This window comes from Loktanella sp. R86503, from assembly GCF_042466455.1.
GTDB lineage: Bacteria > Pseudomonadota > Alphaproteobacteria > Rhodobacterales > Rhodobacteraceae > Loktanella.
In genome coordinates this window covers 1,769,252-1,790,507 of the sequence record NZ_JAXHCI010000002.1, presented here as the reverse complement: position 1 = coordinate 1,790,507, position 21,256 = coordinate 1,769,252, and the positions used below count along the sequence as shown (strand labels likewise).

At 62.0% G+C, this 21,256-nt stretch carries 25 protein-coding genes and 1 tRNA gene; 20 read left to right on the top strand and 6 right to left on the bottom strand.

Annotated features, from left to right (window positions below):
- Positions 1 to 37 precede the first annotated feature (37 nt).
- Positions 38 to 127 (bottom strand) — tRNA-Ser (locus SJY10_RS09860).
- 151 nt (positions 128 to 278) lie between these two features.
- Between SJY10_RS09860 and SJY10_RS09855 the strand changes: the two genes are divergently transcribed.
- The gene (locus SJY10_RS09855) at positions 279 to 1,160 is read left to right on the top strand and encodes a DUF2059 domain-containing protein (protein WP_386682047.1); all 882 of its coding nucleotides are present in this window, start codon (positions 279 to 281) and stop codon (positions 1,158 to 1,160) included.
- Here SJY10_RS09855 and SJY10_RS09850 read toward each other — a convergent pair.
- Positions 1,157 to 1,528: a hypothetical protein gene (locus tag SJY10_RS09850; protein ID WP_386682045.1), complete on the bottom strand. Its 372-nt coding sequence runs from the start codon at positions 1,526 to 1,528 to the stop codon at positions 1,157 to 1,159. The two genes, SJY10_RS09855 and SJY10_RS09850, sit on opposite strands and share 4 nt — an antisense overlap.
- A 185-nt stretch (positions 1,529 to 1,713) precedes the next feature.
- Between SJY10_RS09850 and SJY10_RS09845 the strand changes: the two genes are divergently transcribed.
- The 8 genes from SJY10_RS09845 to SJY10_RS09810 all read left to right on the top strand — a co-directional run bounded on the left by SJY10_RS09845 (position 1,714) and on the right by SJY10_RS09810 (position 7,767).
- Positions 1,714 to 2,394, top strand: coding sequence for a 50S ribosomal protein L21 (locus SJY10_RS09845; RefSeq protein WP_386682043.1), 681 nt, complete (start codon positions 1,714 to 1,716; stop codon positions 2,392 to 2,394).
- A 12-nt stretch (positions 2,395 to 2,406) separates the two neighbouring features.
- Positions 2,407 to 2,676: a 50S ribosomal protein L27 gene (rpmA, locus tag SJY10_RS09840; protein WP_072855858.1), complete on the top strand. Its 270-nt coding sequence runs from the start codon at positions 2,407 to 2,409 to the stop codon at positions 2,674 to 2,676.
- Positions 2,677 to 2,788: 112 nt separating this feature from the next.
- A complete protein-coding gene (locus SJY10_RS09835) occupies positions 2,789 to 3,331 on the top strand; it encodes a GNAT family N-acetyltransferase (protein ID WP_386682040.1) in 543 nt (180 codons plus the stop codon).
- A gap of 23 nt (positions 3,332 to 3,354) precedes the next feature.
- A complete protein-coding gene (locus tag SJY10_RS09830) occupies positions 3,355 to 3,837 on the top strand; it encodes a GNAT family N-acetyltransferase (RefSeq protein ID WP_386682038.1) in 483 nt (160 codons plus the stop codon).
- Positions 3,830 to 4,348, top strand: a complete 519-nt coding sequence (locus SJY10_RS09825) for a GNAT family N-acetyltransferase (RefSeq protein ID WP_386682036.1) — start codon at positions 3,830 to 3,832, stop codon at positions 4,346 to 4,348. The genes SJY10_RS09830 and SJY10_RS09825 overlap by 8 nt, the downstream gene beginning before the upstream one ends.
- 19 nt (positions 4,349 to 4,367) lie before the next feature.
- The gene (gene obgE, locus SJY10_RS09820; protein ID WP_386682034.1) at positions 4,368 to 5,414 is read left to right on the top strand and encodes a GTPase ObgE; all 1,047 of its coding nucleotides are present in this window, start codon (positions 4,368 to 4,370) and stop codon (positions 5,412 to 5,414) included.
- Positions 5,402 to 6,523: a glutamate 5-kinase gene (proB, locus tag SJY10_RS09815; RefSeq protein WP_386682032.1), complete on the top strand. Its 1,122-nt coding sequence runs from the start codon at positions 5,402 to 5,404 to the stop codon at positions 6,521 to 6,523. Before obgE ends, proB begins: the two co-directional genes overlap by 13 nt.
- Positions 6,523 to 7,767 carry a glutamate-5-semialdehyde dehydrogenase gene (locus tag SJY10_RS09810; protein WP_386682030.1) on the top strand — a complete coding sequence of 415 codons (1,245 nt, stop codon included), beginning with the start codon at positions 6,523 to 6,525 and terminating at the stop codon, positions 7,765 to 7,767. The genes proB and SJY10_RS09810 overlap by 1 nt, the downstream gene beginning before the upstream one ends.
- On the opposite strand, the gene SJY10_RS09805 is transcribed toward SJY10_RS09810, so the two are convergent.
- Entirely contained in the window at positions 7,764 to 8,132 is a 369-nt protein-coding gene (locus tag SJY10_RS09805) for a histidine phosphotransferase family protein (RefSeq protein ID WP_386682028.1), read from the bottom strand. The genes SJY10_RS09810 and SJY10_RS09805 overlap by 4 nt on opposite strands.
- Positions 8,133 to 8,397: 265 nt before the next feature.
- Between SJY10_RS09805 and SJY10_RS09800 the strand changes: the two genes are divergently transcribed.
- From SJY10_RS09800 to SJY10_RS09790, 3 genes are all read left to right on the top strand, one after another.
- The gene (locus SJY10_RS09800) at positions 8,398 to 8,583 is read left to right on the top strand and encodes a DUF3553 domain-containing protein (RefSeq protein ID WP_386684604.1); all 186 of its coding nucleotides are present in this window, start codon (positions 8,398 to 8,400) and stop codon (positions 8,581 to 8,583) included.
- A gap of 141 nt (positions 8,584 to 8,724) precedes the next feature.
- Positions 8,725 to 9,489, top strand: coding sequence for a GNAT family N-acetyltransferase (locus SJY10_RS09795; protein ID WP_386682026.1), 765 nt, complete (start codon positions 8,725 to 8,727; stop codon positions 9,487 to 9,489).
- Complete coding sequence (locus SJY10_RS09790; protein WP_386682024.1) at positions 9,486 to 10,280, top strand: lysophospholipid acyltransferase family protein; 795 nt, start codon at positions 9,486 to 9,488, stop codon at positions 10,278 to 10,280. Before SJY10_RS09795 ends, SJY10_RS09790 begins: the two co-directional genes overlap by 4 nt.
- A gap of 17 nt (positions 10,281 to 10,297) precedes the next feature.
- Here SJY10_RS09790 and SJY10_RS09785 read toward each other — a convergent pair whose 3' ends face one another.
- Complete coding sequence (locus tag SJY10_RS09785) at positions 10,298 to 10,921, bottom strand: thiamine phosphate synthase (protein WP_386682022.1); 624 nt, start codon at positions 10,919 to 10,921, stop codon at positions 10,298 to 10,300.
- Positions 10,922 to 11,077: 156 nt separating this feature from the next.
- Here SJY10_RS09785 and SJY10_RS09780 point away from each other — a divergent pair, with 156 nt between their 5' ends.
- The 3 genes from SJY10_RS09780 (at position 11,078) to SJY10_RS09770 (ending at position 14,584) form a co-directional block, all read left to right on the top strand.
- Positions 11,078 to 11,815: an RNA methyltransferase gene (locus tag SJY10_RS09780; RefSeq protein WP_386682020.1), complete on the top strand. Its 738-nt coding sequence runs from the start codon at positions 11,078 to 11,080 to the stop codon at positions 11,813 to 11,815.
- A 147-nt stretch (positions 11,816 to 11,962) separates the two neighbouring features.
- Positions 11,963 to 13,774 carry an ABC-F family ATP-binding cassette domain-containing protein gene (locus SJY10_RS09775; RefSeq protein WP_386682018.1) on the top strand — a complete coding sequence of 604 codons (1,812 nt, stop codon included), beginning with the start codon at positions 11,963 to 11,965 and terminating at the stop codon, positions 13,772 to 13,774.
- 111 nt (positions 13,775 to 13,885) lie between these two features.
- Entirely contained in the window at positions 13,886 to 14,584 is a 699-nt protein-coding gene (locus tag SJY10_RS09770; protein WP_386682016.1) for a haloacid dehalogenase type II, read from the top strand.
- A 101-nt stretch (positions 14,585 to 14,685) separates the two neighbouring features.
- On the opposite strand, the gene SJY10_RS09765 is transcribed toward SJY10_RS09770, so the two are convergent.
- Both SJY10_RS09765 and mazG read right to left on the bottom strand, forming a co-directional pair.
- Complete coding sequence (locus SJY10_RS09765; protein WP_386682014.1) at positions 14,686 to 15,690, bottom strand: Fe(3+) ABC transporter substrate-binding protein; 1,005 nt, start codon at positions 15,688 to 15,690, stop codon at positions 14,686 to 14,688.
- Between the two features lie 82 nt (positions 15,691 to 15,772).
- Complete coding sequence (mazG, locus tag SJY10_RS09760; protein ID WP_386682012.1) at positions 15,773 to 16,594, bottom strand: nucleoside triphosphate pyrophosphohydrolase; 822 nt, start codon at positions 16,592 to 16,594, stop codon at positions 15,773 to 15,775.
- A gap of 60 nt (positions 16,595 to 16,654) precedes the next feature.
- Between mazG and SJY10_RS09755 the strand changes: the two genes are divergently transcribed.
- From SJY10_RS09755 to SJY10_RS09735, 5 genes are all read left to right on the top strand, one after another.
- The gene (locus SJY10_RS09755; RefSeq protein WP_386682010.1) at positions 16,655 to 17,806 is read left to right on the top strand and encodes a M20 aminoacylase family protein; all 1,152 of its coding nucleotides are present in this window, start codon (positions 16,655 to 16,657) and stop codon (positions 17,804 to 17,806) included.
- Between the two features lie 72 nt (positions 17,807 to 17,878).
- Complete coding sequence (locus SJY10_RS09750) at positions 17,879 to 18,331, top strand: DUF1499 domain-containing protein (RefSeq protein WP_386682008.1); 453 nt, start codon at positions 17,879 to 17,881, stop codon at positions 18,329 to 18,331.
- A gap of 31 nt (positions 18,332 to 18,362) precedes the next feature.
- A complete protein-coding gene (prfA, locus tag SJY10_RS09745) occupies positions 18,363 to 19,418 on the top strand; it encodes a peptide chain release factor 1 (RefSeq protein WP_386682006.1) in 1,056 nt (351 codons plus the stop codon).
- Positions 19,415 to 20,263, top strand: coding sequence for a peptide chain release factor N(5)-glutamine methyltransferase (gene prmC, locus SJY10_RS09740; RefSeq protein WP_386682004.1), 849 nt, complete (start codon positions 19,415 to 19,417; stop codon positions 20,261 to 20,263). Before prfA ends, prmC begins: the two co-directional genes overlap by 4 nt.
- 200 nt (positions 20,264 to 20,463) lie before the next feature.
- Complete coding sequence (locus SJY10_RS09735) at positions 20,464 to 21,123, top strand: DUF4167 domain-containing protein (protein WP_386682002.1); 660 nt, start codon at positions 20,464 to 20,466, stop codon at positions 21,121 to 21,123.
- Positions 21,124 to 21,256: the final 133 nt, after the last annotated feature.

Below are 21,256 nucleotides of genomic sequence, written 5' to 3'. Positions count from 1 at the left end.
CCCTGCGGGGTCGTTGACGCTGCTGGTAGAGGAAAAGTGGCGGAGAGACAGGGATTCGAACCCTGGGAACCCTTGCAGGCTCAACGGTTTTCGAGACCGCCACGTTCGACCACTCCGTCACCTCTCCGCGCGGGGGTCTTGGTGGCGGTGATTTAGAACGGGCGCGGGGAAACCGCAACCCCCTGATCGAGGGCTTGGTGACTTTGTCGTGAGGCAGGGGCGTGCATGCTTGGAATAAGGGGGCAAAGCCCGTATCTATTCCTTAACGGCGTGGCTTTATGCCCCGCACCAAAAGCCTGCTGATCAAAGGACGTTTCATGCTGCATGCCATTCGCACTACCTTTCTTGCGCCGCTCGCGCTGATTGCCTCGGCCACGCTGGCGCAGGCGCAGGCGGCGGATGCAGAACAAAGCGCGGCGCTGTTCGACGCGCTTGGCCTGCCAGAGATGATCGAGATCATGCGGGAGGAGGGGCTGGCTTACGGCGAGGAGATCGCGACCGACCTTTTGTCGACCAGCGCAAACGCCAAATGGACCAAGACCGTCAGCGATATCTATGACCTCGACAAGATGCGTGGCGGCGCTGCGGCGGCGCTAGGACAGGCGCTTGCGGGGCAGGATATCGGCGCGATGCTCGATTTCTTTAACTCCGATCTGGGGCAGGACGTGATCCAGCTGGAAATCTCGGCCCGGCGCGCTTTGCTGGACGATGACGTCGATGCCGCGGCCAAGCAGGCTGCCGGCGACGCGCTGGAGGCGGAAACGCCCCGCGTTCAATTGGTGACAGAATTTATCGCTGTAAACGATCTGATTGATACCAATGTCGTTGGTGCGATGAATGCGAACTTTGGGTTCTACATGGGGCTGCAGGACGGCGGTGCCTTTCAGGGCGATCTGACCGAACAGCAGATCCTGACCGATGTGAACGATCAGGAACCGCAGATCCGGCAGAATACGACCGAATGGGTCTATGGCTTCCTGATGATGGCCTACCAGCCATTGTCCGAAGAGGACATGCAGGCCTATATCGACTTTTCCAAGTCAAAGCCCGGACAGGCGCTGAATTCGGCCATGTTCGCGGCCTTTGACCAGATGTTTGTTGCAATCAGTACCGAACTGGGCCGCGCCTCGGCGCAATACATGGCCGGGCAGGATATTTAACCGCCCCAGACCAGCAAGGCCGATGACAGCGCGCCGGGGTTGCTGGCGTAAATTCCGGCATCACGCTGCAACTGGATGATGCGGGCAGGGCGGTCCTGCGGCGGAACGCCCGCGGCGTCAAAGGCCGCCGTTAATGCGGGGCCGCCGCCCGCATCGATTTGCGACAGAATCGCGGGGAATTCGGATTTGACCGCCAGTTCGACCGCACCGCGCTGGCTGTCGGGGGCGTTAAAGGCCGATGTGACGCCGGTAAAGGGGTTTTGCACGTCTCCTGCGGTGTTGCAGGCCGCCAGCAGGCCAAGGCCCGCCACAAGGCCAAAGGCCGCTGCGCCGCGGTGAAGAAAAGGGCTGATGGGTGTTGTCCACATGATGCTTTGCCTGTCTTGGGGTGTTGACATGATGCCCTATTGGCCCGATAAGCCGCCATCCCGGCAAGACCCTTGTTGGGATATAGACATGAATTCGCCCAAGGGCGCGCTGTTGACAGGTGGTTTTGGCCACAAACGCCCTTGATCGGGGACCTGACCGACGCGAAAGACAAAAGGAAAGACATATGTTTGCGGTTCTCAAAACCGGTGGCAAGCAATACCGCGTCCAGTCGGGCGACGTGCTGCGTGTTGAAAAGCTGGACGCCCAGGCTGGCGACGAAATCCAGTTCAACGAAATCCTGATGGTTGGTGACAGCATTGGCGCGCCGCTGGTCGAAGGCGCTGGCGTTAAAGCCACCGTGATCGACCAGATCAAAGGCCCCAAGACCATCAACTTCGTCAAGCGTCGTCGTAAGCACGGCTCTCAGCGTAAAAAGGGTCACCGTCAGCAGCTGACCTTGGTGCGCATCGGCGACATCATGGAATCCGGCGCTGACAAGTCCGGCATCCGCGCAGCCCTGTCCGGCCGTGGTATTGCATTCGCAACCGGCGCTGTGGCGCTGGCCGCTGCTGGTGCAGCTGCTGCTTACGCTGCCTCGAACAAGGCTGAAAAGCCCGCCAAGGCAGAGAAGAAAGCAGCAGCCCCCAAGGCCGCCGCTGCAACCGCCGGCGCAGACGATCTGAAGCAGCTGTCGGGCGTTGGCCCCGCGCTGGAGAAGAAGCTGCACGCTGAAGGCATCACCACCTTCGCCCAGATCGCAGCATGGTCTGATGCCGAAGCCGAAGAGTTTGGCGAAAAGCTGAACTTCAAAGGCCGCATCCAGCGTGAAGGCTGGATCGAGCAAGCCAAAGAACTTTCGAAGTAAGGAGACCGACACATGGCACACAAAAAAGCAGGCGGTTCATCCCGTAACGGACGCGACTCAGCTGGTCGTCGTCTTGGCGTGAAAAAGTTCGGTGGCGAAGTCGTCATTCCGGGCAACATCATCATGCGTCAGCGCGGCACCAAAATGTGGCCGGGCAACGGCGTCGGCATGGGTAAGGATCACACGATCTTTGCAACCGTCGAAGGCAACGTGCAGTTCCACAAGGGTCTGAAGGGTCGTACCTTCATTTCCGTGCTGCCGGTGGCCGAGGCCGCAGAGTAAGCCGCGCTACCCAAGACAACAGGGGGATCGGCGCAAGCCGGTCCCCCTTTTTGCGTTTACGCACGCGCAACCTTAACGCGTGCTTCATTGGTTTTGAGGAGGAGCGAAACCCATGATTGTGACACCAGTCGTTTCGCAGGCCACTTACCCCGCCGATCGTTTCGTGCTGCGCCCGCTGCGCACCTCGGATGTTGGGCTGATTTCGATGTATGCGGCCGATCGTAATCTGGCCCGTGCCACCCGGTCCATTCCCCACCCGCTGCCGCCCGGCGTGTTCGAAGCAATGATCGCCCGTGCGTCCCTGCCTGACCGGATCGAGGATATCTGGGTCATGGATGGCAGCACGGCAGGCCATGCCGAAGTGCTTGGCCTCATCTCTCTGGCCCGGATGGACCGCGCCCAGTCAGAGGTGTTCTATTGGGTCGCCCCGGCGTTCTGGAATATCGGCTTTGCCACCGAAGCCGTCCGCACCTTACTGGCCAACAACCCGCATAACGCGCGTCAGTATTTCGCCGAAGCGTTTCAGGACAATCCCGGCTCTGCCCGGGTGCTGACCAACTGCGGCTTTGATTACCTGGGCGATGCCGAGGCCTTTTCGGTCGCCCGCAACGCGCTGGTGCCGACATGGACCTACATGCTGAAAACGGGACTCTGACGCCCGTCATCCGGACCGGAGGTTTGACACTACGGCCGCTTGCGCCGGGTGATGACGCCGCCATTGTGGCGGCCCTATCCCATTGGGATGTCGTCAAATGGCTCACCGCAGTGCCTTGGCCCTATACTCTTGACGATGCCGTTTATTTTCGCACGCAGATTGCTGCGCAGCCGGGTCACCCGCATTGGGCTATTGATGATGGCACGGGCCTGATTGGCGTCATTTCCGTGAAGCCCGACCTTGGTTATTGGCTTTCGCCCAGCCACCACCGCAAAGGTATTATGACCGAGGCTGCTACCGCTGTTGTTGCGGCTGCCTTCGCCGGGGGCATGGTCGAGATCATTTCTGGTCATCTGATTGGCAATGGTCCTTCGCGGGCCATTCTGTTGAATCTGGGTTTTGCTGACACTCATATGACCACAGCCGTCCACCGCCCGAGCGGTACCATGGCCCCGCTGCAACGGATGGCGCTGCAGGCAGCCACATGGGCTATCCGCCATGATTAATCTGACACTACGACCGCTCGCGCTGGGAGACACGGATGATCTGCACGTCATTGCCGGCCAATGGGCCGTTGTGCGTCAGCTTGGCGGATGGCCCTGGCCTGCCAATCGCGCGTTTACGGCGACCCGCAGTGTTCCCTATGCGGGGCAGGGATTCGTTTGGGGTATTGAAACGGACGGCAAAATCATCGGCTCCGTCGCGGTGACGCGCGGTGAATTGGGCTATATGATCCATCAGGATTACTGGCGGCGCGGGATCGGCAGGACTGTTGTTGCGGCCGCGCTGGACCATGCCTTTGATCATGACGATTGCCCCGTCATCAATGCCAGCGTTTGGGCCGATAACGTCGGTTCAGCCCGGTTGCTTCAGTCTTTTGGCTTTACCCATTGGCACAGCCGGTTCGAGCAGGCCATCGCCCGCGGCTATCCGGTCATGTCGCATTATTACCGCCTGACGCGCGCCGCGCGGGACGGCTTGAGAAATACCGCCAAGTCGCGTAACAGCGACACTTAACAGCCCGAAAGCCTCCTTCATGAAATTCCTCGATCTTTGCAAAGTCTACATCCGTTCCGGCGGCGGCGGTGCGGGCTGCGTGTCCTTCCGGCGCGAAAAGTTCATCGAATACGGCGGCCCGAACGGCGGGGACGGCGGTAATGGCGGCTCTGTCATAGCGGTGGCTGTGGACGGGCTGAATACGCTGATCGATTTTCGCTATCAGCAGCACTTCTTTGCCCACTCCGGCCAGCACGGCATGGGCAACCAGATGACGGGCAAATCCGGCGATGACATCATCCTGCGCCTGCCTGTCGGCACCGAGATTATTGACGAAGACGAAGAAACCGTCATCGCCGACCTAACCGAAGTCGGGCAGGAAATCGTGCTTGCGCGCGGCGGCAACGGCGGCTGGGGCAACCTGCATTTCAAATCCGCCACCAATCAGGCTCCGCGCCGGGCCAATCCGGGCCAAGAAGGCGTCGAACGCACGATCTGGCTGCGGCTGAAGCTGATCGCCGATGCAGGTCTGTTGGGGATGCCGAACGCAGGTAAGTCCACCTTTCTGGCCGCCACGTCGAACGCACGGCCCAAAATTGCCGATTATCCCTTCACCACGCTGGTCCCGAACCTTGGCGTTGTGGGGGTTGATAACGTCGAATTCGTCGTCGCCGACATTCCCGGCCTGATCGAAGGTGCCAGCGAAGGCCGCGGTCTGGGCGATATGTTTCTGGGCCATGTGGAACGCTGCAACGTGTTGCTGCACCTGATCGACGGCACATCCGGCGATCCGATGCAGGACTGCGCGACCATCGTGGAAGAGCTGGAAAAATACGGCGGCGATCTGGCGGACAAACCGCGCATCACCGTGCTGAACAAGATCGACGCGCTGGACGAAGAAGAGCGTGCTTTTCTGAAAGAGGAAATGGAGGCCAGCGTCGGCGGCCCCGTGATGCTGATGTCCGGTGTGACCGGCGAAGGCGTCACCGAGGTGCTGCGCGCCCTGCGCGGTGAAATCGACGAAGGCCGTCTGCGCGACCGGATTGCGGCCGAAGAACCTGTCGAGGATGAGCCATGGCAGCCTTGACCAGCGCCCGGCGGCTGGTGGTCAAAATCGGCTCAGCCCTTCTGGTCGACCGGGGCACCGGTGCCCTGCGGGCCGACTGGCTTGCATCCCTTGCGCAGGACGTTGCCCGTATTCGGGCGCGGGGGACGGATGTGATCCTTGTGTCCTCCGGCTCTATCGCCCTGGGGCGCGGTGTGCTAAGGCTGGGGGCGGGCGATTTGCCTCTTGAACAAAGCCAGGCAGCTGCGGCCGTTGGACAGATCCAGCTGGCGCGTGCCTATCAGGACGTGCTTGACCCGCTGGGCATCACGACGGCGCAGGTGCTGGTTACGCTTGACGATTCTACCGACCGCCGCCGTTATCTAAACAGCCGTGCCACGATGGAAACGCTGCTTGGCCTTGGCGTCGTGCCCATCGTGAACGAAAACGACACCATCGCCACGGATGAAATCCGGTATGGCGACAACGACCGCCTGGCGGCGCAGGTTGCCGTGACCGTCGGGGCCGACCAACTGGTCCTGCTGTCCGATGTTGACGGGCTTTATACCGCCAACCCGCAGACCGACCCGGATGCGCAGCATCTGGACGTTGTGGCGCATATCACGCCCGAGATTATGGGAATGGCGGGGGATGCGGTCTCTGGCCTGTCCAAGGGCGGGATGAAGACCAAAGTCATGGCAGCGCGTGTTGCGACCGAAGCCGGCTGCGCCTTGTGCATCACTTTAGGATCGCCGCATAACCCGCTGTCAGGCCTGGAAAAAGATGCCCGCGCCACGTGGTTCACGGCACAGACGACGCCGCAGGCGGCCCGCAAGCGCTGGATCGCGGCCATGAAGCCTCGAGGCAGCTTTGTCGTGGATGCAGGCGCTGATGCGGCCTTGCACGACGGCAAAAGCCTGCTGCCCGCCGGCGTGGCCCGCCTAACCGGCACCTTTGAACGGGGCGATCCCGTGGCGATCGTAGCTGTCGATGGCACGCCGCTTGGGCTTGGCCTGACGAATTACAACAGCCAGGAAGCCGCGCAGATCAAAGGCCAGCGCAGCGCGCAGGCCGCTGATATCCTTGGATACAAAGGCCGCGCTGCCCTGATCCACCGCGACGATATGGTACTACAGGACCGGAGCCACTGATGACCGACACCATGACCGCCATGGGCCGCGCCGCCCGCGCAGCCGCGACTGTTCTTGCCACTGCAACGCCAGCGGCCAAGGCGCTGGCGCTGACGGCAGCCGCCGATGCGATCTGGGAAAGCCGGGGCGATATTCTGGCCGCCAACGCCAAGGATATGGACTTCGGCCGCGAAAAGGGACTGTCGCCGGCGATGATGGATCGGCTGATGTTGGACGAATCGCGCGTGCAGGGCATGTGCGATGGGCTGCGTTCCGTGGCGGCACAGGATGACCCCATCGGCGCGGTGATTGACGCCTGGGACCGGCCGAACGGTTTGCAGATCAAGCGGGTTCGCACACCCATTGGCGTGATTGGTGTGATCTACGAAAGCCGCCCCAACGTGACCGCCGATGCGGGTGCCCTGTGCCTAAAATCCGGGAACGCCGTGATTTTGCGTGGCGGTTCGGAAAGCCTGCATTCGTCGCTGGCGATCCATGCGGCGCTGGTTGCGGGCCTGCGGGCCGCGGACCTGCCGGAGGCGGCGATCCAACTGGTGCCGACTCGCGACCGGGCAGAGGTGTCGGCCATGCTGCAAGCCGTCGATTATATCGACGTCATTGTGCCGCGCGGCGGTAAGGGCCTTGTCGGACTTGTCCAGAAAGAGGCGCGGGTGCCGGTCTTTGCCCACTTGGAGGGGATCTGCCACGTCTATGTCGATGCGGCGGCCGATCTGGAAAAGGCGCGTGCCGTGGTGATTAACGCCAAGACGCGGCGCACGGGCATCTGCGGCTCTGCCGAATGTTTGCTAATTGATCGCGGCTTTTGGGACCGTCATGGCAGCGTTTTGATCCGCGATTTGCTGGCCGCGGGCGTTGAAGTGCGCGCCGTAGGTGACGCCCAGATTGACGGTACTGTTGCCGCGACGGCGGATGATTTCGGGCACGAGTTTCTGGACATGATTATCGCCGCCAAAATCGTCGACGGCGTCGATGGTGCAATTGACCATATCCGCACCTACGGGTCCAACCACACAGAGGCGGTTCTGACCGAAGACGATGCGGTGGCGGATAAATTCTTTCGTCACCTTGATTCGGCAATTCTGCTGCGCAACGCTTCTACGCAATTCGCAGATGGAGGAGAGTTTGGCATGGGCGCAGAAATCGGCATCGCGACCGGCAAGCTGCATGCGCGCGGGCCTGTCGGGGCCGAACAGCTGACCAGCTTTAAGTATCTGGTGACAGGCGACGGCACCTTGCGCCCTTAATCAGGGGCAAACCGGACAGTGATTGCGGTTTCTGTCCGGTCGATCTGCATCCGGCATCCGGTTTCACGCATGACTTGCGGCAGCAGTGCAAATTGCACCTGCGCCGGTGATATCACGACCGGATGGTGGCGGGCGGTCAGCCCGTCCCAAAGATCGGCGTCAAGGCGCAGGCGTTCGGCCTGCGCGGTCAGAACCCAGCCGTCACCTGATCGCCGCACCGTAATGTCACCGCCGTGGATCATAGCCGTTTCGAAACACATCATGATCAAAAAGCAGTTGCGCACATCGCCGCGGCTGCAATCGTCGGCTGCGTCCCATTGATAGGTGATCCGCCCGCCGAGGGCGATATCGGATAGAACGTTCATCACCTCTCGCCGGGCAAATCGTTGGCCGGGGCGTCGCGCCAAAGGCGACACGAAAGAACCGGATGCGGGCACTGGCATTCTGGGCAGAATCGCCGATCAGCGCCATTTCGGCCGACCCGCCGCCGCCTGTCAGGGCCATCAGTTCGACCCCGTTGTTGATCGCACCGATTGGACTGATAAGGTCATGGCAGATGCGGGAACCAATCAGGGTGGCCAGATCGTTGTTCATGATGATGCCCCTGCACAAAAAAGGAATGTAACGCCGATGTCGGGTGATTTGAATGCCATGCTGGAACCGGGGATGCTGGTGCAGAACCCCGATGCGCCCGATTGGGGAACAGGGCAGGTGCAGTCCAACATCAACGGGCGCATCACCGTCAACTTTCGCGAGGCTGGCAAGGTTGTCATGGATGGGGCCAAGGTCATTCTGGTTCCGGTCTACCATACTTGAATTGCAGATGACGCTAGCAAGGTCGTTGCATCTGTCAATCGCGGTGGCCTCAAACTGGACTGAATTGGTTGCCAAATCCTTAACGCTACCCCTATATCCCGCGGGACTGGCCGGGGTGCCCCCGGCACTGCGGACAGACCGATGATTGAAACGAGCCCCGTGTTTCGCACCCGCCTTGCCGCTTCGCTGCAGGATGTCGCGGCGGCGCAGCGTCTGCGCTACGATGTCTTTGTGCATGAATTGGGGGCGGGCGGGGGTCTTGTCGATCATACAGCCCGGCGCGAGGCGGATCACTATGACACCTTTGCCGATCATTTGCTGCTGGAAGATACGGCGCAGCCCGGTGCGCCTGTTGTCGGGGCCTACCGGCTGATGTCAGCGGAACAGGCCGCGCGGGCTGGCGGCTTTTCTGCCGCCGCCGAATTTGACCTGTCGCCGCTACCGGCCACCGGGCGCCCGGTTCTGGAACTGGGGCGGTCCTGCCTGTTGCCAGCCTATCGCGGCGGGCCGGCGATGATGCACCTGTTTGCGGCGCTAGCCCGGATCGCGGCGGATCGCGGCGAGGCCATTCTGTTTGGTGTGGCATCGTTTCATGGCACGAACGCCGGTGCATTGTCAGCGCCGCTGGCCTATTTGCGCCAGCATCACCTTGCGCCCGCGCATCTGCGCACGCGGGCGCATGGTCCGGGCGCGGCAGTGATGCCGTCGCAGTCACCGGCCGACCGCAAGGCGGCGCTGCGCGCCATACCGCCTCTGATCAAGGCCTATCTGCGACTTGGCGGCGTTGTGGGCGAGGGGGCCTGCGTGGACGACGCCTTCAACACGGTGGACGTGTGCATGATCCTTGATCCGGCGCTGATGACCGATGCCCAGCGCGCCCGCGCCCTGCCAGAGAGGATACGATGACCTGGCAAGACGCGCAGCCGCCGGCTCATGGCCCCCTAACGCCGCGTGCCAAAATCCGCGTGCTGCGCCGCGCCGTACCGATGGGGCTGCTGGTATTCGGCGGGCTTGGCCTTCTGCTGGCTCTGCGTCCGCTGGAGGCGGCGTTTTTCGGCCCCCGCCGCCCCTGGACGCCGCATGTGACCCGCTGGGTATGCCGCGGTGCGCTGCGGATCATGGGACTGGCGCGCGTCACGCAAGGCGCGCCCATGCCTCAAGGCGGTGCGCTTGTGGCAAACCATGTCAGCTGGCTGGATATCTTTGTGCTGAACGCAGGCGGCTGCGTTGTTTTCGTGTCCAAGGCAGAGGTGGCGCGCTGGCCCGGTATCGGCTGGCTGGCCCGCGCGACGGGAACGGTCTTTGTCACGCGCGACCGCAAGGCGGCGGCGCGGGACGTGGCCCTGCTGACAGCGCGGTTAAAGCTTGGTCAGACGCTGGTATTTTTCCCTGAAGGTACGTCAAGCGACGGGGCCCAGGTGCTGCCGTTCAAGCCGGTGCTGTTTGCGCCGCTGATTGCGCTGGGGATGCATGTGCAGCCGGTGACGCTGTCGTATCACGCCCCCAAGGCCGCGGATCGCCGCATCTATGGCTGGTGGGGCGATATGGATTTTGCGCCTCATCTGCTGGCCACGCTCGCGCTGCCGCGGCAAGGGCATGTGCGCGTGACCTATCATCCACCGCGCGATCTGGCCCCGGGGATGGATCGCAAGGCGCTGGCGCAGGATCTGACCGATCTGGTCAGATCCGCGCTTTAGGCCAGTTTTCGTGTCGTTCAGGACATCGCGCCGATCATCTGGCGCAGGGTCGCGGCGGGATCGTCAGTGCCCCAGATCTCGTCCCCGATGCCAAAGAAATCCACATGCGGGCTAACGGCGCGGATCAGTTCGATATCCAGCGCGCCTTCGGCGACGACGGGCACTTCGATCATCTGGGACCACCAGTCGAACAGGTCCAGCGTGGCGCGGCTGCCATCATCAAGGGCGGTTTCACCCACAGGGCCAAAGCTGACGTAGTCGGCGTTCAATTCACCTGCCGTCATGCCGTCGTGGCGCGATTGGCCGCAGAAAGTGCCGACGATAGCGTCATCGCCCAACTCCTTGCGCACGGCGCGGATTGTGCGCGCGCCGTCCAGCAAATGCACGCCGTCAAGACCGTGGCGGGCGACCATCTGCACATGCCGTTCGATCACAAGGGCGACATCACGTTCCGCTGTAACGGCGCGGACGGCATCGGCGGCGCGGCCGATCTTGTCCTCGTCCCGGGTGGCCAGGGACAGACGCACACAGGCGATCTGATGCGCATCAAGGCAGGCGGCAAGGCGGTCTGGAAAGGTGTCCAGATCAAGCTCTGTCGGGGTGATGAGGTAAAGTTGCGGCAGGTCGTCAGCGTCGGTCATGGCAGGCATCCGGGTATGAAGGTTGCCGCGTTCTAACGCTCTTTGCGCGGCTTGGCTATGTCGCGCTTGCCTGCGCCGCGAAATCGGGGGGGCGGCTTGCTTGTCTTGACCGCGCGGGCGGCTTATCAGGCCCGGATCACTTTTCCGGAGCGCATCATGCCCAGCACCACGCCCCAACCCGCCTTTGTCCTGATCCGCCCGCAAATGGGCGAGAATATCGGCGCCGCCGCCCGCGCGATGTGGAACTTTGGGTTGGACCGCATGCGCATCACAGCGCCGCGCGATGGCTGGCCAAACCAAAAGGCCGTTGCAATGGCATCCGGTGCGGGCCGTCTGCTGGACGAGGCGCAGCTGTTCGATACCACGGCAGAGGCGCTGGCCGATTGCCACTATACCTACGCCACTACCGCGCGCCCGCGCGAGCTGACTAAGCCTGTTCTGACGCCGGAAGAGGCGATGGCTGACGCCGCTGCCCGCATCGCCCGCGGCGAAAAGGTCGCGGTCATGTTCGGGCCAGAGCGGGCGGGGCTGGAAAACGACGATGTGGCGCAGGCCAATGCTATCATCTCTGTCCCGGTGAATCCGCAGTTCGCATCCCTGAACCTTGGGCAATGTGTACTGCTGACGGCCTACGAATGGCAGCGTTGCCAAGGCGCGGGCCTGCGCGATGCCTTTGGCCAGCCGGATCTGGCCGAAACGATCGAGGTGCAAAAGCTGGCCGAGCACTACGAGGAAACGTTGAGCGAAGCGGGTTTCTTTTACCCCGCGCACAAGGCTGAGAGCATGAAGCTGAACCTGCGCAACCTGTGGAGCCGGATGCCGATGACCAGCCACGACGTCCGGATGCTGCACGGGATGATGCGGCAGATGGTACGCTGGCGCGATAGAAGCTGAAGGGTGGTGCCGGGGGGACGGTCTGAGCCTCCGGCGGGAGTTTGACTTGCCAGATGAATGCAGGCGGTGCGCCGCGCGGGGCATTGCAGGCGGGCTTCGGTGATGCGGGGGCTTGCGCTTTGCGCGGGCCTTGCGTAGCAGGCCTGCATGGCACGCGCACCCCTTTTACAGCTCTCCGAGATCTCGCTTACGTTTGGCGGTGATCCTATTTTTGAAAACCTGTCCATGGTGGTTCAGCCAGGCGACCGGGTGGCCCTTGTGGGTCGCAACGGATCTGGCAAATCGACCTTGATGAAGATCATGGCCGGCCTGATCGAGGCGGATTCAGGGGCGCGCACCGCGGCCCCCGGGGTCAGTGTCGGTTACATGGAACAGGACCCCACGATGGAAGGGTTCGAGACGCTGGGCGAATATGCCGCGTCCGGCCTTGATATCGACGAATCTTACCGCGTCGAGATGGTGGCCGAGGGGCTGAAGTTTAATCCTCAAGGTCTGGTTGCGACCGCATCGGGCGGCGAAAAGCGCCGCGCAGCGCTGGCGAAGCTGATGGCGGAAGCGCCAGAGCTGATGCTGCTGGACGAGCCGACGAACCACCTTGATATCGAGGCAATTGCCTGGCTGGAGGCTGAGCTGAAATCCACCAAGGCCGGCTATGTACTAATTTCCCACGACCGGGCGTTTCTGCGCAATCTGACGCGGGCCACGCTATGGGTCGACCGGGGCGAGGTCCGCCGCGCTGAGGAAGGTTTTGACGGCTTTGAGGCGTGGCGCGACCGAATCTGGGAAGAGGAAGATCAGCAACGCCACAAGCTGAACCGCAAGATTAAGGCCGAGGCACGTTGGGCGGTCGAAGGTATCTCTGCCCGGCGCAAGCGTAACCAAGGCCGCGTGCGGGCGCTGCAGGATTTGCGCGCCGAACGGGCTGGCCAAATTCAGCGGCAGGGCGCGGCTGCCATGGCTTTTGAGGGCGGCACCACGTCGGGCAAAAAAGTGGTCGAGGCGACCGGGCTGTACAAGACGTTCGGCGAAAAGCCGATTGTGCAGGGGCTTGACCTGACTGTGCAGCGCGGCGACCGGATTGCCTTTGTCGGCCCCAACGGCGTGGGCAAGACGACACTGATCAAAATGTTGCTGGGGCAGGTTGCGCCGGACGCGGGCACGGTAAAGCTGGGCACCAATCTTGAAATTGCACTGTTCGATCAGACACGTGCGCAGCTTGATCCCGATATGACGCTTTGGGACAATCTTGTGAACGATCCAGAAATGGGCGTCAGCGGCAAGGCCGACCAGATCATGGTGCGCGGCACGCCGAAACATGTGGTCGGCTACCTCAAGGAATTCCTGTTCGACGAGGCACAGGCCCGCGCGCCCGTTCGGGCCCTGTCGGGCGGCGAAAAGGCGCGGCTGCTGCTGGCGCGGTTGATGGCCAAGCCAAGCAACCTGCTGATTCTTGACGAGCCGACAAACGATCTGGATATCGAAACGCTGGACCTGTTGCAGGATCTGCTGGGCGATTATGACGGCACCGTGCTGCTGGTCAGCCACGACCGTGATTTTCTGGATCGCACGGCTACCACGACCGTGGCGATGGAAGGCGACGGCCAGGCGACCGTCTATGCCGGTGGCTGGACCGATTATCGGGCCCAGCGCGGTGACCGGGCCAAGGCTGCGTCATCCGTCGGCAAGCAATTGTCCAAATCGGGCAAGCAGCCCCAGGCTGTCGCGCGCAAGACCGGTCTGTCCTTCACCGAAAAGCATCGTCTGGAAGAGTTGCCCGGCGTGATTGCGCGGCTCGAGGCCGAGATCGCCAAGCTGGAAACCCTGATGGCCGATCCCGATCTGTTCACGCAGAACCCGGTCAAGTTTGAAAAAGCGACCGATGCGCTGACCGATCGCCATGCCAAGTTGGAAGACGCAGAAGCTGAATGGCTGGCGCTGGAAGAAAAAGCTGCAAACTGACCGCCTGGCACGCAGGGTTTGCCTGCGCGCCGCCTTGGCCTAGCTCATACACAAACCGGCAGGGCGCTTTCTGCGAAAGCCGCCTTCCGGATAAATTTGTGGAGCGCCAGAATGTCCAACCCCGCCAGGCCCAGGCTGATTGTTTTTGATGTCAACGAAACCCTGCTGGATCTGTCCACGCTAACGCCGCTTTTTACGCGGCTGTTTGGCCAGGCCGGTGTGCTACGCGAATGGTTTCCCGAACTGATCCTGTATGCGCAGGCCCTGACCCTGTCCGGCCGCTATGTGCCTTTTGGCGACCTGGCGTCAGGCACGCTGCGCATGGTCGGCGCTAACCATGACGTGGCCATCACGGACGACGATATCGCAGAATTAAAATCGTTGATCACCGCAATGCCCGCCTATCCCGACGTGGGCCCCGCGCTGGCTAAATTGCAAAGCGCCGGGTTTACGCTGGTCACACTGACGAACTCTGCGCCATCGCCGTCACCAACACCGCTGGAAAAAGCGGGGATCGACCATTTTTTCGATCGTAACTTCAGCATTGCCGACCTTCAGGTCTACAAACCGCACCCAAGGACCTATGACATGGTCGCGCAGGCCTACGGTGCTTTGCCGCAAGACATGTGCATGATCGCTTGCCATTTGTGGGACATTATCGGGGCGCAGGCCTTTGGCTGTCGCGGCGGCTTTCTTGCACGCCCGCACAACAACACGCTCCCGGTCGCAGGCTTGCCGCAACCTGATTTCATCGCGCAAGACCTCGGCGATCTTGCCGATCAAATCATCAGGTCAGACAGTACCACCTGACGGTCCTGTCCTTCTTCTGGTCAAAAATATCCCGGGGGTGTGGGGGCAGCGCCCCCGCGGATCGGCTGGCTTAGCCAGCCCATCCCCCGAAACAGACGATCTTACCCGTCGTAGTTGACTTCTTCCATGATCCGCAGGGCGGCCGCACGGTGGCCGGCCACTTCGGTCAGGTCGATGTTGTCCACGTCATAAGTGCCCCAGCTGGCGACAAGATCGGACAGCGGTGCGCCGTCGAGCACGGGGTATTCGTTGTTCACTTCGGCATAGATCCCCTGCGCTTCGGGCGAGACAAGGAATTCCATCAGCTGCAGCGCTTCTTCCTTGTTCGGCGCGCTTTTGGTCATCGCGATGCCAGAGATGTTCACATGCGTGCCGCCTTCTTCAAAGGTCGGAAAGCGGATGCTGACACTTTCTGCCCATTCCGACTGCTCGGGATCGGCGACCATCTGGCCCATATAGTAGGTATTTCCCAAAGAGATGTCGCATTCGCCGGCCCAAATTGACTTGACCTGTGCCCGGTCGTTGCCTTCGGGCTTTTTCGCCAGATTGTCCTTCAGGCCCTGCGCCCAGACCTTGGCTTCTTCCTCGCCGTGGTGGGCGATATAGGCGGACAGCAGCGCAAGGTTATAGTCGTGAAGGCCAGACCGGGTACAGATGCGGCCCTGCCACTTGGGGTCGGCTAAGTCTTCGTAGGTTGTGATGTCACCCTCTGCAACGCGGTCCTTGCTGGCATAAACGATGCGGGCACGGGTGGTCAGCGCAAACCAAGAATTGTCGGCGGCCCGCAGGTTAGCCGGCACGGCAGCGGTCAGAACGTCGCTTTCGACAGGCTGGACGGTGCCCGAATCCACAACGCGCTGCAGGTTGGCGATATCGACCGTCATCACCAGATCGGCGGGGCTGCGCGCGCCTTCGGCTTTCAGTCGCTCGATCAGTGCGTCGTTCACAAAGGCCAGGTTCACGGCAATGCCGGTCTGGGCGGTAAAGGCGTCCATAACAGGCTGGATCAGCTCTGGCTGGCGGGTGGTATAGATATTGACATCGGCCACGGCGGGCAGGGCGCAGGCGCTGGCGGCAGTCGCCAGAAGAATGGTGCGAAGGGTCATAATGGGCTCTCCTGATTTCACTTGGCCCACCGTAAACCCGACTATTTTAGTCTGGTCAATACCTGTCGAAATTTGTCGGGCATTAATTTGCCGCCCGTTCCGCCGCCTTAGCCGCGTCCCACATGGCGTCCATTTCAGCCAGATCGGACTGGGCCGGCGTCCGCCCAAGGTCCGCAAGCGCATCTTCGATAGCGCCAAAGCGCCTTGTGAACTTGGCGTTTGCCGCGCGCAGCGCCTCTTCCGGGTCAACGCCCAGATGACGCCCAAGGTTGGCCATCACGAACAGCAGATCGCCGTACTCCTCGGCCACTTTGTCCGGTGTCAACTCGTCGCGGGCCTCGACCAGTTCTGCGGCTTCTTCGGCGATCTTGTCCACAACAAGACCAACGTCCGGCCAGTCAAACCCCACGCGCGCGGCGCGTTTTTGCAGCTTTACCGCCCGCATCAGGGCGGGCAGACCCAAGGCCACGCCGTCCAGCGTGCGCCCCTCGGCCTTGGCCGCGCGCTCTGCCGCTTTGATCTTTTCCCAGTCGGCCGATTGCTGATCGGCGGATTTGTCCCGCGATTCATTGCCAAAGACGTGGGGATGGCGCGCGACCATCTTGTCGCTGATATCGCGCACCACGTCGTCAAAGGTGAAGAGTTCCGCCTCTGTCGCCATCTGGGTGTGATAGACCGACTGCAACAGCAGATCGCCCAACTCTCCGCGCAATTCACCCCAAGCCTTGCGCTCGATCGCATCGGCGACCTCATAGGCTTCCTCGATGGTGTAGGGGGCAATCGTGGTGAAATCCTGCTCGATATCCCAAGGGCAACCCGCGACAGGATCGCGCAGGGCACGCATGATCGCCAGCAGGCGCGGCATTCCGCCGTTGGGGTCGTGGATCAGGGCATCATCACGCATTGCAGGTACCTTTGCTTTGGGTAACAACATGGTAATTCCCCTGAAGCCAGAGTGCCAGCCATGCCCGTCCTCAATTCCATTGCCGATTATCAAGCCACGCTGGCCCAGTGGCGTCGCCATCTGCACACCATTCCAGAAGTGCAATTCGCCCTGCATGACACCGCAGCCTTTGTTGCGGACCGCCTGCGCGACATTGGCGTCGACGAGATCCACACAGGCATCGCCACCACAGGCATTGTTGCGATCATCAACGGCCAGAAACCGGGCCGCACCATCGGCCTGCGCGCCGATATGGATGCGCTACCTATGCCCGAGGAAACTGGCCTTGACTACGCCAGCACCAACCCCGGCGCGATGCACGCCTGCGGCCATGACGGCCACACAACCATGCTGCTGGGGGCGGCGAAATACCTGGCCGAAACGCGCAATTTCGCAGGCCGTGTCGCCCTGATCTTTCAACCCGCTGAGGAAAACGGATCTGGCGCGAAGGTCATGCGCGAAGAGGGTATCTTTGACACCTTTGACATTGCCGAAGTCTATGCTCTGCACAATTCCCCCGGCACGCCGGTCGGCGAATTTTATACCACGCCCGGACCAATCATGGCGGCGGTTGATGAATTCACGATCAACATTAACGGCAAGGGCGGTCATGGGGCTTTTCCGCAAGATACCGTCGATCCCATAACCGCCGCCGTCAGCATGGTGCAGGCGATCCAGACCATCGTCAGCCGCAACCACTATGCGATGGACGATCTGGTGATCTCGGTCACGCAGATCCATTCCGGCTCAGTCTTTAACGTGATCCCGGACACGGCTATGATCAACGGCACCGTGCGCACCTTTGATCCTGCGGTGCAGCAGATGGTGATGGACCGGATGCAGGCGATCGTGGACGGGCAGGCCGCCAGCTTCGGCGTCACCGCGTCGCTGGACTATGGCAACGGCGATCCCGCGACGATCAATGATCCCGCCTGCACCGCCTTTGCCGCCAGCGTGGCGGAAAGTATCACCAGCTGCGATACTTCCGTATCCCGCGATATGGGGGCAGAGGATTTTTCCTACATGCTGGAGGCGCGCCCCGGCGCCTATCTGTTTATCGGCAACGGTGACAGTGCAGGGCTGCACCACCCCAAATATGATTACAACGACGACACTACCGCCTATGGCGCGACCTTTTTTTCCCGCCTGATCGAAAAGGCTTTGCCGCTTTAAGCCGGTCGCGGCTGCGCTTGCTTGTAAGGCCGGACAGCGGCCCCATATGTGCGTGAACAAAAGGATCCAAACATGCTTGCAAAAATTACGATCGGCCTGTGTGTGCTGGCCGTTGCCGGCGGTGCCTATGTGCGCCTGTCACCGGCGGACCTAACCAGCTTTACCACGTCCCCCGCCGCGACAGAGCCGGGGGATACCGCGACCATGAACAGTTTCAAGGCGGTGCGGCAGATCACCGCCTCCGGCGCGGATATCATGCAGGCCGTCGACCAGGTGGCTTTGCAATCGGATCGCACCAAGGTCGCATCGGGTGCCGCCGCCGAAGGGCTTGTCACCTATGTCACCCGGTCTGCACTGATGGGTTATCCCGACTATACCACCGTTACGGTCGTCGATACCGAAAACGGCCCGCTTCTGGTCATGCGGGCCCAGTCACGCTTTGGGAAATCAGATCTTGGCGTGAACCGCGCCCGCGTCGAAGCCTGGCTGACCCAGCTTGGCCCCCTTGTGGTGCCAGCCTCTTGACGGGCGCGGCGCAGCCTGCCACCTGATCGCTATGATACCCGCAGACCGCATGGCCCAAATCATTGACCGCTTCCAGTTCCTGGAGGCGAAAATGTCTGGCGACGTCGCCGGGGCAGATATTGCTGCCCTGGCAAAGGAATACAGCGACCTGACCCCCGTGGTCGGCACGCTGCGTGCCTATCAGGACCTTGTGCAGCAGATCGATGATACCGAATATCTGCTTAAAGACCCCGAAATGCGCCGCATGGCCGAAGAAGAGCTGCCCGCCCTGCGCGACCAGCTGGCCGCGTCGGAAAAGGCGGTACAGCTTGCGCTTTTGCCTAAGGATGCCGCAGACGGACGCCCGGCGCTGCTGGAAATTCGCCCCGGCACCGGCGGTGATGAGGCGTCGCTGTTCGCCGCCGACCTTTTGCGCATGTATCAGCGCTATGCGGAAAATCAGGGCTGGAAGTTCGAAATCCTTGACCAAAGCGATACCGAACTCGGCGGCATCAAAGAAGTCACCGCGCGCATTGCTGGCGACGGCGTTTTTGCGCGGATGAAATACGAATCCGGCGTGCACCGCGTCCAGCGTGTGCCTGAAACCGAAAGCGGCGGGCGCATCCATACCTCTGCCGCCACCGTCGCCGTGCTGCCAGAGGCAGAAGAAGTCGATGTCCAGATTGCCGCAAGCGATATCCGGATCGATACGATGCGTGCCAGCGGGGCAGGCGGCCAGCACGTCAATACAACCGATTCGGCGGTGCGTATCACCCATATCCCCACGGGAATCATCGTCGTCAGCGCCGAGAAATCCCAACACCGCAACCGCGAAATCGCGATGAACGTGCTGCGCACCCGGCTTTTCGACCTTGAACGCCAGCGGGTTGACGGCGAACGCTCTGCCGACCGCAAGGCGCAGATCGGCACCGGCGACCGGTCCGAACGCATCCGCACCTATAATTTCCCCCAGGGGCGCCTGACGGATCACCGCATCAACTTGACGCTTTATGCGCTGGGGCAGGTGATGCAGGGCGACCTGGACGCGATCATCGATGCGTTGCAATCGGACGCGCAGGCGCAGCTTTTGGCAGAGATGGGCGCGTGATCTGGTCCGACCTGCTGCGGCAGGCCGCCCAGACGCTGACCGCCGCGGGCATTGACGGGGCCCCCCGCGATGCGCGCCGCCTTGCGGCCCATGTCCTTGGTATCGACGCCAGCCGCATCACCTTGATCGCGCAGGATCCGGTTACGCCGGGTATGGCGCAGATCTATCGCCAAATCATCGACCAGCGTGCCCGCCGCGTGCCCGTGTCCCACCTGACCGGCACGCGCCAGTTTTACGGCCGCACATTCGAGGTGACGCCGGATGTCCTTGATCCGCGCCCGGAAACCGAAATCCTGATCACGGCAGCCCTTGCCCGCCCCTGGCAGCGCCTGCTTGATCTTGGGACAGGTTCGGGGTGTATCCTGCTGACCTTACTGGCTGAACGCGTTCCGACCGCCTTTGGCATCGGCACCGACCTGTCCCGCGCGGCGCTGGCTGTCGCCATGCGCAATGCCGCCGCCCTGCGCCTTGGCGATCACGTCCAGTTTCATGCAGGCAGTTGGCTGGATGCCCTGCCGGCTAGTACCGCTGCCTTTGATTTGATCGTCTCGAATCCCCCTTATATCACGCTGGACGAATACGCAGACCTTGACCCCGGCGTCGGCCTTTACGAACCGCGCCTCGCCCTGACAGACGAAGGCGATGGGCTGGGTGCTTATCGCCAGATCACCCGCAACGCTTTGGCGCATCTGGTGGACGGCGGCTGGTTGATTGTGGAAATCGGCGCGGGCCAGGGCCCGGCCGTCGCGGATATGTTTACGCAGCACGGTTTGGAAACTGTCACCGTCACTCAGGACCTCGACGGGCGCGACCGTGTCGTCTGCGGGCAAAAAACGCGCAGTTAAAGGGATTTACACTCGCTTTTTGCGTTTTTATCTTGCGCGAAGGCCGCCAACGTGCAATTCCACACCTACCGGCGCGCAGAGTGCTTCAGCGCTCGCTCCGGTTTTGCCGCCAGACACCGCTTGGGTCCCACCGCGCACACGGCGCGTTTGAAAAGGGGACCAGGCGCAACGAAGCCAAAGGGCTTGACGGAAGTTCATTCATGAGATCATCGAAGTCACGGTCGCGGGGCAATAAGAACCGCAACAACAATCGTCCGACGGGCGGCAGCATCATCAATCGGGTGTTCGACAGCTCCGGCCCCGAAGGCAAGGTGCGCGGCACGCCCCAGCAGATCATCGAAAAATACAACCAGCTGCACCGCGATGCGCAATTGTCGAACGACCGTGTAAACGCTGAAAACTACGCACAGCACGCCGAACATTACCTGCGAATGCTTGCCGAAGCGCAGCGCGAAGTCGATCGCCAGCGCGAAGAGCAGGAAGAACAGAATCGCCAGCGTCAGGCCGAACGCGACCGTGAACGCGCAGAGCAGGAAGAGCTGAACCGCCAGCGCCAGTCCGAACGCGACCGGGAACGCAACGAACGCCTGCGCGCACAGGAAGAGGCGGCAAACGCCGGCGACGCCCAGCCCGATGCAAATGACAGCGGCCTTGTCGATACGCCGGAAACGCAGCCACAGCCGCAGCCCCGCGCCAAGGCAGAGCCAGCTGCCGATGCCGCGCCTGCCGCAGCACCCGCTGATGGCGATGCACCCGCGCCCCGCGCACGCAAACCGCGCGCCCCCCGCAAGCCTCGCCCAAAGCCAGAGGCAAGCACCGACGCACCCGCCGCGGCCCCGTCCGGCGACAACGCCGACTAAGCCGCCTTTGCGCTACAAACGACAAAGGCCGCGGCACATCACTGTGCTGCGGCCTTTGCGATTCCCGCCAACCCGCTTCTTCTGGTCAAAAATATCCCGGGGGTTTGGGGGCAGCGCCCCCATGCAACGCCGC

Coding starts and splice junctions, on each gene's coding strand:
- SJY10_RS09785 (WP_386682022.1), bottom strand. CDS start 10,921: ATGACCGACGCTGACGACCTGCCGCAACTTTACCTCATCACCCCGACA.
- SJY10_RS09835 (WP_386682040.1), top strand. CDS start 2,789: ATGATTGTGACACCAGTCGTTTCGCAGGCCACTTACCCCGCCGATCGT.
- SJY10_RS09735 (WP_386682002.1), top strand. CDS start 20,464: ATGAGATCATCGAAGTCACGGTCGCGGGGCAATAAGAACCGCAACAAC.
- SJY10_RS09750 (WP_386682008.1), top strand. CDS start 17,879: ATGCTTGCAAAAATTACGATCGGCCTGTGTGTGCTGGCCGTTGCCGGC.
- SJY10_RS09795 (WP_386682026.1), top strand. CDS start 8,725: ATGATTGAAACGAGCCCCGTGTTTCGCACCCGCCTTGCCGCTTCGCTG.
- SJY10_RS09780 (WP_386682020.1), top strand. CDS start 11,078: ATGCCCAGCACCACGCCCCAACCCGCCTTTGTCCTGATCCGCCCGCAA.
- prfA (WP_386682006.1), top strand. CDS start 18,363: ATGATACCCGCAGACCGCATGGCCCAAATCATTGACCGCTTCCAGTTC.
- rpmA (WP_072855858.1), top strand. CDS start 2,407: ATGGCACACAAAAAAGCAGGCGGTTCATCCCGTAACGGACGCGACTCA.
- obgE (WP_386682034.1), top strand. CDS start 4,368: ATGAAATTCCTCGATCTTTGCAAAGTCTACATCCGTTCCGGCGGCGGC.
- SJY10_RS09845 (WP_386682043.1), top strand. CDS start 1,714: ATGTTTGCGGTTCTCAAAACCGGTGGCAAGCAATACCGCGTCCAGTCG.
- mazG (WP_386682012.1), bottom strand. CDS start 16,594: ATGCGTGATGATGCCCTGATCCACGACCCCAACGGCGGAATGCCGCGC.
- SJY10_RS09850 (WP_386682045.1), bottom strand. CDS start 1,528: ATGTGGACAACACCCATCAGCCCTTTTCTTCACCGCGGCGCAGCGGCC.
- SJY10_RS09805 (WP_386682028.1), bottom strand. CDS start 8,132: ATGAACGTTCTATCCGATATCGCCCTCGGCGGGCGGATCACCTATCAA.
- SJY10_RS09765 (WP_386682014.1), bottom strand. CDS start 15,690: ATGACCCTTCGCACCATTCTTCTGGCGACTGCCGCCAGCGCCTGCGCC.
- proB (WP_386682032.1), top strand. CDS start 5,402: ATGGCAGCCTTGACCAGCGCCCGGCGGCTGGTGGTCAAAATCGGCTCA.
- SJY10_RS09825 (WP_386682036.1), top strand. CDS start 3,830: ATGATTAATCTGACACTACGACCGCTCGCGCTGGGAGACACGGATGAT.
- SJY10_RS09790 (WP_386682024.1), top strand. CDS start 9,486: ATGACCTGGCAAGACGCGCAGCCGCCGGCTCATGGCCCCCTAACGCCG.
- SJY10_RS09770 (WP_386682016.1), top strand. CDS start 13,886: ATGTCCAACCCCGCCAGGCCCAGGCTGATTGTTTTTGATGTCAACGAA.
- SJY10_RS09855 (WP_386682047.1), top strand. CDS start 279: ATGCCCCGCACCAAAAGCCTGCTGATCAAAGGACGTTTCATGCTGCAT.
- SJY10_RS09800 (WP_386684604.1), top strand. CDS start 8,398: ATGTCGGGTGATTTGAATGCCATGCTGGAACCGGGGATGCTGGTGCAG.
- SJY10_RS09755 (WP_386682010.1), top strand. CDS start 16,655: ATGCCCGTCCTCAATTCCATTGCCGATTATCAAGCCACGCTGGCCCAG.
- SJY10_RS09775 (WP_386682018.1), top strand. CDS start 11,963: ATGGCACGCGCACCCCTTTTACAGCTCTCCGAGATCTCGCTTACGTTT.
- SJY10_RS09810 (WP_386682030.1), top strand. CDS start 6,523: ATGACCGACACCATGACCGCCATGGGCCGCGCCGCCCGCGCAGCCGCG.